Here is a 12,811-nt window from a genome sequence, read left to right as displayed (position 1 = left end):
TTAGGAATGATTTTGTTAAAAAGTAATTGTGCAAAAAAGTGAGAATTTGACTGAAGATAAAAAATTAGCATCTGATATTCTACAAAAGGTTGCAGATGCTGGTAATACTAATAGTGACAAAGTGACGTTGTTTGAAATTAAAACATCTCTACAAGAACGTGGTTTTGGTATTTTAATAATTATTTTCTCCTTGCCACTATCTGTACCTATACCAGTTCCACCTGGCTATACAACTATACTTTCCATACCGTTAATCTTATTTTCACTGCAGCTTCTGCTTGGGTTTCATTCTCCCTGGATGCCAATTTGGTTAGAAAGAAAATCCTTTAAACGTTCAACACTAACCCTTGTGGTCAAAAAAACTTTACCTGCATTAAAAAAAATAGAAAAGTTCATGAAACCAAGAATGTCCTTTATCTTCCGAGGGCCAGGTGAAAAGATTTTGGCATTTATAATGTTAATTTGTGCGTTGATGATAGCAAATCCGTTTCCGTTAACTCACTTTATTCCAGCAATCGGTACAACCCTTATTTCACTTGGTATTATGAGTAAGGATGGGCTTGTCTCGATACTTGGAGTGTTGGTATCTTTATGTGGAATATTATTTGCTCTTATTGTAATGGTTAAAGGACCACAGCTTATAATTAGTGCGTTTTCTTTTCTCAAAAGTTGTGTATATGGTTAATTTTTAACTGTGAGAACCTATTTTGAAAGGGAATAAGATGAGGTAAGCAAAAAATAGGAGGGTAACAAGCAATATAAGTGACAAAGAATGAGAGACAAGTGTTACATAGGGAGAGATAAGTCGGCTGAGAAAGATCAATCTCTTTACCCCTCCAAGACCTTTCTTTTGTTTTATAATTTTAGTTGACTTTATGAACACACTAGTATTTCTTTCGAAGCTTTCATCTTTTGCAACTGGTCTAAACTATCAACCGATCTCATAAGAGTAGACGGAACACCTGATTCTTTCACTACAAAATCTGATTGTTTGATAGTTTCAGCTAGCTCTATAAATATTCCACCATTTCTTTCAAAACCTTTATCTTTTATAGCTTGTAGAACACTTTTTCCTCCTAAAAGGCAGCTTTCCCCTAGAATTGATTGATCTTTTAATTTGTCAAACTTCTCTTGGCTCTCTCCATCAAGATTTACTTCTATTATATTATTACCTTCATCACTAGGACATAGATGAATACTAATCTTGCCTACTTCAGTGGTAAAGGACATTTCAATTCCACCTCCCAAGACATCTGTATAATTTCTTTTTCTTCCTATGCTTTCAACTCTTATTATACTTTTCCCGATCTGTAAGATGCTACTTTCTATACTGAAATTTTCATTCACCTTACTATTCATAACCTTTGCAACTTCAACGATACTGTTTTTTGGCCACCTAAAAAGAACAAGATTGTTATCTACTTCTCCTGTCAGATCATCACCTTGAACTTGTTCATTCTTGTTTACTAAACCTTCATATGCTATACTTTTCAGTTCCTCTTTGATTTTTTTACGTTCTGTAAAAATAGGCTCATCATTTCCCCACATAACTTCACTTATCATACTATTATTGTAAAAATCAGACTCTATTTTTGCACCTGATGATAATAGTTTATTGACAATGTTAAATAAAGGTTCTAAACCTTCTTCCCACTCATCCATTGCTTCTTCCCCATTGTCTTTATAACGTGATCTAGTAGTAGGCGTTATACGCATAACACTACTAGCATTAGCAATATCAATTATTTTTTTGAATACAAAATTCGATACAGTGCATTCATAGTGATCACAGCGTAAATTTAGCTTTATTTTCCTTTTCAAATATTCATCTATTAAACGTTCCATCTGTTCTAGAGTAACCTTTGCAGAACTTTCGTATCTATTTTCATGAAACTCTTTCATTATGTTTTCCATCTTTTCATGAAATTCATTAATCGAAACTTTTTCGTTTTCAGTTAACAGATTTGATAAATTCATAAAAAGTGAGTTTTCTGGAATAAAAGAACTTTCAAAAACGGTATTTTTATCTTCAATAATGGACTCATTCCAGTCATCAGTTTGTTCTTGACTTAACGATGATGCGCTGCTTTCAAGAGTGTACCGGCCAAAATGTTGCGTATGCTGTTCCTCAGTATCTGACCCACCAAATGGCTTTTTTGTACAAACTTGCTTATTATCTAAAATATGTTCTAACGCCATACTTGTCCCTCTAAACTAAGATATATGGCATATTGTATGCGATATATAACATTAAGTCAATAACCATAATCTTTTTACTATTCATATTTTTGTTCAGTTTTTATGGTCTAATGTATGGAGATGGTTGAAAATTCCTTATAAATGCAGGCTAACTTTACTCTATTTAACAAAATTGAGAAATACTAATGATGTTTAATATCACGACCATAAGAATATGAAGGAAGATAGAATATACTTTAAGGAGGCTGCTGAAGTTTGCACATTAAATTTGCATGTTCAGCAGAATAAACAAACACATGCTAGTATTAGTAGAGAGTTATTTATAAGTCAACTAACTTTTTCAAAAAATATTTTAGTGAAGATACCATGCTAGCTAAAGAATTGAATTATTGACTCTTCCTAAGATTGCAAAAAAGGTCGTATATTTGTGAGAACAAGCCGCGTAAAAATAAGGTTATAAAAATAGAAGATTTAAATTATTTCAATAAGCTTAGGCAAAACAGTTCGTATGTGGATATTGATGAAATGGTCTAATGTGGCTAGTTTTAGCGTATAATGAAATCACTATATTAAAAAGTTCGTACAGATCACATGGTAGACCATCCCATCCCAAGAAAACTTGTTCTCACGTACGGTAGTTTTGAGCGTTGGAAATGGCTGTTTTACTTGAGATATTAATAATATATTTTACTAAATTAATATTGATTTACTTGTAAAAGAATTAACAAGCGTATGACAAAAACAAAATTTAAAATAAATAAAAGGTCATATATTGAGCTTATTAAGAGGCTTTTATCGAAAATTACTTTGGGTTAGAAAATTTTTCTAAAATAGTGATTGACAAGTTTTAAAGATGGAGTAATATGCCTAGAGTACAATAGAGGCTAGTTCATTGTGGTACGTGAGAGGGTTAAGAATCAAAATATTTTTTCATTCATTTGCAAAGAGGGGTAATTATGGACCGTGGAGATATTCCAGAGGTTTTATTTTCTTGTATTAGAGAAGATGATCCTTATAGAGCATCTAAGCTTCTTCAAATTGAACGTTGGTGCTATGTAAACTGGCATTTGCATCAAAGAGGTGGCAAAAAACGACATAATTTTATTGCACAAGTATTGTCTGATGAAGAATGTTGGGAGAAAGTTAATAATTTACATAGGGTGAAGCTCAATAGACAAATGGTAGGTAAGAAACTTATCTTGCCACCAGACTCAGATAACCCGTTTACTGATGCGAAAAGGTATAAAATTGCATGTGAGTGTTGCTTAGAAGAGGATGTGAGAGCTTTATTTGAGGAAAGAAAGGAAGAATTATTAGCTCAAGGTAAAAGTAGCTTGTTAGAGTATGAGCATTTAATTGGGTGTTTCGGAGAAGGTGCTTTAGGGAGGTTTTGGTCACATTTTGTTGGTGGCTATGCTTCTAAACTGAACTTGAAAGGTCGTCATATATATGAGTATGGGCTTGACTGTGCTATAGATTGCAGACAAGTTCAAGCAGTTGAGTTCTTTTGGAGTAAGATAAAATCATTACCTGAGAATGAAATGAGTGCACAGAAAAAGGATGAGATCTTCATGAAAAATGCAGTGTATTCGGCAGGACCTAATTTTCGCGTTTACCCTGATATATTCGAGTTCTTCCTTAATCAGATAAATCCTGATAGATATCCAGAGCTTTTGAAAAGAGATTTGGAGAAAAATGGTTATTATGGTTCTTTAAACATTATGATTGATATACTCAACTTTGGTAAATTTCAAGAATTATTTGATTGTTTAGAACCAAGTGATGTTCGGGAAAATAATTACTATATCTGGCTAAAGCATATGACAAAGGAATGTCCAGAGCATTATTTAGGTGCTGGTGTGGAAGTTTTTATGCATATGTGGAAAAAAGAGGGATTTGATAATCATCGTACTTTCACATTGGACGAGGAATTGATGAAAGATTCTTCTTTTCAAGGAAGATTTTCGGTGTATTTGGTTGAAAAAGGTTTTATAAAGCCAGTGTGGGCAATGTTAGATAAGGCTAATTCTAGGCAAATCAAAGAGTTCATGGATTCTAAAAAAGATCATATACGTTCTATATTATTAGGGAAGGAAGATAGTAACTCATTAAATAGGTTTTTGGCATATGGTAAGTCTGCTAATGAAGAACTTAATCCAAAAAATATACCTGGCCCAAGTGGTGATCTAACTGAAGTGGAAGTTAGAAAAACACATAGCCAGTCTAAGTAAATAAAAAAAGTTATATATTAACAGGGAGTTTTATGCCGAATGTAGAAAGACCACAAGATTTTGAGTTAATAGAACTATTAATTCGAGAAGCAGGTTCAAATGTAGCAAGTACTTCAACTCAACAAGGAACTGATTTTGAATCTTTTAGAGCAAGATTTCAGTCATATATTGATCAGATTCCATCATATTTACATTCAGTAGGTAAAGAAGGATTTTTTCCTCATTTCTTTTTAGGAAGTTTTTCTACTTTGATAGACAGCAAAATTGCGACAAAGCTGAAGATTGAAAAAATATATTTTAGATTTGATACTCCAGGTACATTAAAAGTAGCTGTTATTAGTAATGATAAAATACAATCTTATGAAGACGTTAAGAAGCATGTAAAATTAATTTCTATTTCAGAGCATAACTCTGATGATAAAAACTGTAAGTTTACTTCAGGTGATCTGGGAGAGATATTGCAGAAGTGTCTTACTCCACATCAAGGCAAAACTATACAAGCTGAAGCTCAAGGTATAAAAGATGCATCTAAAGGTCCGGTAGATTCTGTATTAGAAATGGACTTTAGGTTAATACAGATTTCCAGAAATAATATTAACAAAGAGGGTATTAATGTTGAAGTAATAGATACGAGAGTACTTAATTCTGCTGTTAGCAAAAGTTTTCATGAGGTAAAAAGAGGGTTATGGAGTAAGCCAGAAAGTGATATAACAGAGTTAACTAATTCTGAAGTAAAAATAGTAAAAGAATTTACTGAAAGAGTTCTTGATAAAGTGAGTAAAATTCACTCTGGATATGAGCATTCAAATGTTTACGCTAATCCAGCACTTGTTTACGCTAATCAAGCAAGAGAAGCAGCACATCATGGGTTTTTAGCAGGAGCTTTAGTAAATTTTCGCTATAGACATAATCTTAGAGTTTACCTGGAGCAATTTGCAGGAAGAGGTTACGCTGATATTGTTCTAGTGCCTCGTGGTAAGGATAGATCATTGAATTCTATTCCTATTGTTATAGAATTGAAAGCTGCTACTAAAGCAGAGCTAAAAGAAGGTAAAATAGGGGAAAAGAGTGGAACTACACCAGCTGCTGCTTTAAAGCAAGCTGAGGATTACACAAAAGGTTTTCAACCAAATGTAATGAGAGTTTTAACTACTGCAAATGACATGCTATGCGTTGGTGTAAACCTTGATCATCCATCTCCTATTTCAGATATCGCTACTAAATCACGTGATCAAGAAATCACCCCTCTTTTTAATGATATATTGGGATCTATTGATGAACGAAACAGTGGTAAAATTGATGAAGGAGAGTTAAAAAAGCAAATTCAAAATAATATAGAACGTGTATATCATACATTTCCTGGCACGGGAGAGAAGGGAGATAATCATTATTTTAGTAGATTTTTGTTAGGACAATCACTATTGTTAAATGAAGTTAAGGATTTAAAGACGAGTTTTGAAAAACATATTTTTGTTTATGAAGAAAACGTACCTACTGAAGTTCGTTTAGAAAGTAAAGGTAGAGGTATTCCTCAACGCCAAGCAGCCAAGAAGGCAGATGAAAAGTTAGCTGAGTCATCTAGGCTTGATGAAAGTCATGCAGTTGTAACAATGGTATTTGTTCCAGAAAGTGATAAAAAATCAGCTTATGTAATGAATATTGTTGAATCAGATGGAAAAGCTGAAATATTAAAAAAAGGCATTCCTCTTAATAAACTTGAACAAAAGATAGGAAATAGAAAGATAGTAGAATTAAATCTTAATTTTAATATAAAAGAACAAAAATCAGATTTTAAAAAATATTTTAGTGTTGAAGTTAATGAGCCTATTTCTCTAGGAGAGTATAATGGTAAAAAATCTGATAAGTTTAAAGGTGATTTTAAGAATGTTCCTTACCCTAAGGATTTTAAGAAAACATTTGATGAAGTACTAGTATCTCAGCTTGCTTCTTTACAAGATCAATCTTCATCAATAGGTAAGTACAAGAAGTTATTTGGCAAAGTAGGCGAGGCAATATTACCTTTTAAAGGTTTAATAGAAAAAGAAGCACATACTCAGGCAGTATTGCATGGAGCATTTGACCATTATAGTGATATCAAGCTAGGAGAACCACAACAAGAAGATAGAGCGTTAATATTAACAGAGTTTCAAACAGGTAGGGGAAAACGCATTGATATGCTAGTTCATGGTGTTAAGTTTGCAAACCAAGCCAGCAGTGCTAAAGAGTATGATCCGGTAGGATTGGAGGTTAAAGGACCAAGGGAAGGTAAGACAGCTGATGCATTAATAACAGAAGCAAATGATCAAATAACTAAAGAGTATACAAAAGGTGTTACTTATAAAACGCTCACAGATGGCAACAAAGTTGCTTTTATGGGTGTTATTTTTGACAAAGGGGCGAGTAATGCAAATTCTCTTATTTTAGTAAGTAAAGATGAATTTGCTTCTGTTAAAGTGGTTCATAGCTCTATCTTCAGTTTTAGTCAGCAGCAATGTTCTAAAGGAAGGAAACAGCGCAGTACAGGTATGGCCTGCATAGATTCCTTTGATGAAGAAAAGATTACAAAGGAGGAAAAAGAACAGCGTATCAAAGAGTTGTTCAGTACTGACAAGGTGGTGGAAAAAGTAAAGAATATTGAGTTTTATGATCAGCTTTTCAAGGTTTCTCAGAAGATATCTAAAGGTGAAATTATAGACAAAAATGTTGAAGAAGCATTTGTAGCAAAGATTAAAGACATAGATCTGGATTCAATAGACCCAGAGATTAGGGATATTGTGAAAGAAATGAAGGATAATATAGAGAACAAAGAAGAAGTGAAAAATATTCTGAGAAGATCCGGAGTATCAGAAAAAATAGGAAAAGTAGCAGAAGGTGCAGGTCTTGCCTTTACAGTATTCTTAGTTGGTAAACATATAGCAAATGGAGACATAGAGGGGTTAGGCTACGATGCATTAAATCTCTGGGTAATGCCAAAGATTGGTGAAAAAATCTCTGAAAAAATGTTAGAGTTAGGAACAAAGCTTGATTCTCAGATCTTGAAGGGGTTTGCTCCAGTTATGGGACGTGCTATAGGTAATTTTGCGGCATTTTTAGGGCTAGCAGAATCGATTAAAGCAAGACAAAATGCAACAGATCCTGCAGACATAAAGATTGCCGATCTAAACATAGCAACTAATTCTATCTTTATAGCTGCAGATGTCCCTGCGGTTGTTACGGAAACAATGTCAGCTATAGGTATGGAAGCAGGAATAATAGGAGAATTTGCAGGTCCGGTTGGTGCTGCTATTTCAGTTGTTGTAATCATTATAGCACAATTTGTAGAAGCGGGACTTGAAGTAGAAAAATTAGGAGAACATATAAAACTTACAGATCAAGAGAAACATGACTTGTATTGGGATTTCTTTCTTGGTAAAAAAGTACCAGATTATATAGGAAATGATCTGCAAGCAGAAGAGATATATAAACAGTATATATCAAAGATCTTAAATCAATTTAAGAGTAACTACGATACAATAGCTATTTCACTGCCTTCTATACTGGTTACAAAAGAAGAATATGCTACTAGTAAACACTTTCGAGATAAAAGACAGGGGCATATGATGCCATCGGATGTTGGTAAAGGAATTGTAGAACTTTTAGGCGGATTTAAGTGTAGTACCCAAACTAGGGTGATTAGTAATAGGCTTGGTTTTGACTTAGGTACGAATATTACGCACTTTCTTTATGCTGATGATATGAATTACTATTCTAGAATTGTTCCGAGTACTATTGAAAATTATAGTGTCACTTGTGGACCACGTGGTGATGATATTACAATACATGAAAAAAATAGGGAAATTCTGTATACGTTGCCAAGTCAAGCTTCATGTGGAGATTCATCACCACATAGGGGTAGGATATTAAATAGAGTATTAGAAAAGTGGTCCTTGCAAGAACATTCTGGCGACTGTTATAATGCAGTTATATACAGAAATAAGAATTCCCGTGGGTATGGAAGCATATATTACATACCGGCTCAAAATGCTAATGTTAATATTGTTTTTCAAGAAAAGGATATTTTAAATGGTGATCGGGATAGAAGAGATAATATAGAAAATAGGTACTATTTTGAAAAGTCATTAGATAGTTGTAAGGTATATAGTCCAGGTAAAAATTTCTTTCACATAGCAGGAAAGTTCTCTTGTGATTTAGGAGCAGATGGACAAAAGAACATAGTCATAACACAAGGTAATCTTACTACAGATTCAATAAACATACATTCTATTATTGGCAGTAATAGAACTAATTACCTAGAGTTCTTCAATGTAGATTATGTAGATGGTAAAGGTGGAAATGATGTAATAACAGCAAAAAACTTTACTACAATAAAGGGTTATTTTGGTGATTCCATTCATGGAGAAGGTTTAGTATTATTACCGATAAATTTTAATGATATGGATAACATAACCCACGTTAATAACATAACAACCATCTATAACAAAAGTGGAGCTTTTATAAGTGTAGATAAACAAACATCGGTAAAAACAGCAGATGGTTTATTTGTAACACCAACGAAAATAGATGATAAGACTAGCATAGTAACAAACTTGCATGTGACAAAAAGCTTGAGAGGTGATATTGTGTTAGATGATGAATTAGATAATTTAAGAAAAATAGAAAATTCAAACTTTAATATTACAAAGCAATTATCAAGTGCTAATTATCATAGTACTATAGGTAGTTCCAGTAATCATATTTTTTATCCTGATAAAGAACATCATAATTTTTACTGGGAAGCTCCAAGTAATACAAGTCATCTTTATCTTTTCGATAACAGAAACGCTAATATTACGATTGCTCAAGCAAATGGTATATTAGATTTTAGCCAATTAAATAGTACATTAAATGATATGCCATTTATAGAAAACGATAAAGGGGAAATAAAGATTAATAAAAATGGCCTAAATGTAACCTTGCTACCAGATTATAAAGATGTCACAGTTACATTTGATGGGGAAGAATATTACAAACTTCAGAATGGAGAATTAGAGCGAGATTATTGCTCTCATAGTTTGAGAATAGATGGAAGATTTAGTGTTAATGGTACTGATCTTTTAAATCATCATAATTGTTTCACATTTGACTCAGACAAAGTACTTTTTTTGAAGCTAAATAATGATTTGCTATTGTTATCAGATAGAGGAGCATTATCAATATCGGATTACTATTCTTCTGTTCATAAAAACTGGGATTTATCCATAGAGTTGAGCGACAAAATTATGGAACCAGAAGAATTTGGAGAAAGAGCTGATGAATTTAGTTCTTTCAGGTATTACCAACCAGATGAGCAAGGGTTAGAGATTTATCATAATCAGCCTATTAATAAGAATGATATTGGTTTGGTTGATTTGAAAGGTAAGTCTATATTAGATTTCGATATGAAAGTTATGAATGATACCTTATTGCTATCACATAAAAATAACACTCTTGTAAAAATAGAAAATTGGAATACTTACCAACCAGCAAGAGAAATGATGCTTGCTTTTAATGATGCAATAGTTTCTAACTCAAAGTGTATAGCTTCTATTTGTAACTCAGAAGATGTTATAGTGGAATTTAATAAGGAAAAAGCAATTCTATCGACAGAGCAACTGTTTGATGCTGTGAGACGAAATAATCTTAGTGAAGTTGAGAATCTTCTCAGTATGGGTGCAGATGTTAATATTAGAGATAAACGTAGTTGGGCGCCTTTGCACTGTGCTGCTGACAATGATAATAAGCTTGATATATCTAGGGCAATTTTAAATCGAAATGCTAATATTGAGGCTAGAACTAACATTGGGGAAACACCTTTACATATAGCAAATGCTTATGGTCAATTGAAAATAATTGAGCTTCTTGTAGATAAAGGGGCTAGCCTTGAAGCTAAAACTAATGATGGTTTAACGCCTTTGCATGTGGCTATTCAGCATAATAATACTACACCTAAAATAATTGAGTTTCTTCTTAATAAAGGTGTTAATATTGAAGCTAAAACGAAAAATGACTGGACACCTTTACATCATGCAATTTTCAAAGACAGGCTTGATATAGTTAGAGTACTTTCAAGTCGAGGGGCTAATATTGAAGCTAAAACTAGCGATGGAAAAACACCTTTAGACTTGGCTATTCAAGGGAATTATACAGATATAGTAGGATTTTTAAAACAAACAGAATTAGACAAAAAATTATTGACTGCTACAGAAAATGGAGATCTCTCTGAAGTCAAAAAATTTGTTGGTCAGGGTGCTAATGTTAATGCTATAGATGTGGGCATTTTTGGTAGGAAACCTATACACATTGCTGCTGAAAAAAATTACAAAGATATTATAGAGTTCCTTCTCGGTAAGGGGATAAGCGTTGATGATACCAGTAACTATGGTTGGACACCGCTACATTATACAGCGTCGAAAGGCTGTTTAGAAGTTGCAAAGTTTCTCATTGACAAAGGGGCTAGTATTAATGCTCAAAACGTTTATGGCAGAGAGCCTATACACATTGCTGCTGAGCACGATAATAAAAATATTATAGAACTTCTTCTTAATAAAGGAGTAAGTGTTAATGAGGTTGACAAAGACGGCTGGATGTCTCTGCACTGGGCTTCTTGGAATGGCCATCTTAGTATAATAGAATACCTCGTAGGTAAGGGAGCCAATGTCAATGCTAAAGATAGGAATGGTAAAACACCGCTAGATCTTGCTAGAGATAAAGGATATAATAATGTTGTAGAATACTTACAACAAACACAATTAGGTCTAGATAGGCAGTTGTTAACTGCAGTACAAGGTGGTAATCTTAATGAAGTTAAGGATTTTGTAGTTCGAGGCGCTAGCTTAGATACTCAAGATAGTAATAATGGTTGGACACCTATAATCTATGCCGCTCAGGGAAGTAAATGGGATGTGGTCAAGTTCCTTATAGCTCAGGGTGCCAAGTTTAATAATGAGATCACATATCAAGGAACACCCTTGCACTTTGCGGCTCAAGAAGGTAATTCAAATATGGTTCAATTTCTTCTTGATAAAGGTGCTAATATTGAGGCTCAAGATGCATACAATAGGAAACCTTTGCATATTGCTGTTGACGCAAACAGGTTGAATGTAGTAAATCTACTTCTTGACAGGGGTGCTAATTTAAAGGCTACAGACATGTACGGCAAGACATCTTTAGACCTAGCTATTCAAAAGGGTTACGAAGATATAGTAGAAGTTTTGACACAAAAACAATTGAATCTAGATAAAGAATTATTAATTTCTACAGAAAAAGGAGATCTTGAAAAAGTGAGAGAAAGTATCAAACGAGGTGCTAATGTTAATGTTCAAGATAGGCAGGGTTGGACTCCTTTATTTTTGGCCATTCAAAAGAATAATTTTAATATAGTTGAACTTCTTTTAGATAACAGTGCTGATATTAAGGTCAAAGATAATGAAGGTTGGACACCTCTTCATTGGGCTGTGCAATCGGGTTCATTAGACGTCGTTGAGCGTCTTGTTGAAAGGGTTGCTGATGTTAATGCCTTAACTGCTGACAGTAGAACACCCTATGATTTGGCTATCAATCAGAATGATACAGAAATTAAGGAATATTTAAGGAGCAAGTCCGCGGTTTCATCTTTAATGTCGATTCCTCAAGTTATTCTAGTTGATGATAGCGTAAGACAACGTAAACGCCGTCATCACCATGGAGATCATGCTCGTCATCATATGTCAAGAAAGCCTCTTGCTATAGATTCAAGTAATCAACCTGAAATAGTAGCAAGTAGTGGTACAAGACAATCTTCATGGATAAATAATTGTATTTCTTGGGCGAAAAAATTAGCAGCCAGCACTTTTTCTATAATTCCTGCATTACCCTCTCAATACGACATTGCAGACAAGAATAATGTAAAAAGTGATAATAAAAACATACCACAAAGTACATCATCTGTTGGTTGGAATAAATTCCTAAATAATGAAAATATTGCTCTTGCGAGTTGTGTTGCCGATGCATTAGATAATACTCCAAGTAGGCGCTATCAAGGTTTAATGAGTAAGGGAGTAGAAGTTGTGCCAAGTAGAAGAGTTGCAGTTGAATTTGCTCTTGAAAACTTTAATTCATTTGTAGAAGATAAAATAAGAAACCTAGATTCAAAAGAACAAGCTAGAATATGTGTTGAACTTAAAGGTGCATATCCAGAAATAACAGCAAGTCTTGAAAGAGGAGTTGAATTTAGTGGTAATGTTGGGTTAGATAATGTTTTAGAAAAGTGCAAGAAGTGCTTTTGTACAAATGTTCTACCAAAGGATAAAGTATCAACTTGTCTTTCTGAGATAGGAGTAACCAAGCTTGGAGGTAATCTCAATAGGTAGGTTATAATATAAGAG

General features: G+C 33.5%; 4 protein-coding genes. 3 read left to right on the top strand and 1 reads right to left on the bottom strand.

Features of this window, described 5'->3' with window-relative positions; translation table 11 throughout:
• Positions 1 to 28: 28 nt before the first annotated feature.
• Positions 29 to 685 (top strand): exopolysaccharide biosynthesis protein, encoded by a 657-nt coding sequence (locus HGO49_RS07030; RefSeq protein ID WP_172758465.1) that lies wholly within the window; start codon positions 29 to 31, stop codon positions 683 to 685.
• Positions 686 to 873: 188 nt separating this feature from the next.
• Here the strand turns inward: HGO49_RS07030 and HGO49_RS07025 are convergent, their stop codons facing one another.
• On the bottom strand, positions 874 to 2,199 hold the full coding sequence (locus HGO49_RS07025; protein WP_017532019.1) for a hypothetical protein: 1,326 nt from the start codon (positions 2,197 to 2,199) through the stop codon (positions 874 to 876).
• Positions 2,200 to 3,155: 956 nt separating this feature from the next.
• On the opposite strand from HGO49_RS07025, the gene HGO49_RS07020 reads away from it, so the two are divergent.
• Entirely contained in the window at positions 3,156 to 4,430 is a 1,275-nt protein-coding gene (locus tag HGO49_RS07020; RefSeq protein ID WP_172758504.1) for a hypothetical protein, read from the top strand.
• A 32-nt stretch (positions 4,431 to 4,462) separates the two neighbouring features.
• A complete protein-coding gene (locus HGO49_RS07015; RefSeq protein WP_172758505.1) occupies positions 4,463 to 12,796 on the top strand; it encodes an ankyrin repeat domain-containing protein in 8,334 nt (2,777 codons plus the stop codon).
• Positions 12,797 to 12,811: the final 15 nt, after the last annotated feature.

Source organism: Wolbachia endosymbiont of Diaphorina citri, from assembly GCF_013096535.2.
Taxonomy (GTDB): Bacteria; Pseudomonadota; Alphaproteobacteria; order Rickettsiales; family Anaplasmataceae; genus Wolbachia.
The sequence above is the reverse complement of the archived record's forward strand: the minus strand, read 5'-3'. Positions and strand labels throughout refer to the sequence as shown.

What these genes read in the sequence shown, in the direction of transcription:
- HGO49_RS07025 (WP_017532019.1), bottom strand. Translation starts at nt 2,199, where the DNA reads ATGGCGTTAGAACATATTTTAGATAATAAGCAAGTTTGTACAAAAAAG.
- HGO49_RS07020 (WP_172758504.1), top strand. Translation starts at nt 3,156, where the DNA reads ATGGACCGTGGAGATATTCCAGAGGTTTTATTTTCTTGTATTAGAGAA.
- HGO49_RS07015 (WP_172758505.1), top strand. Translation starts at nt 4,463, where the DNA reads ATGCCGAATGTAGAAAGACCACAAGATTTTGAGTTAATAGAACTATTA.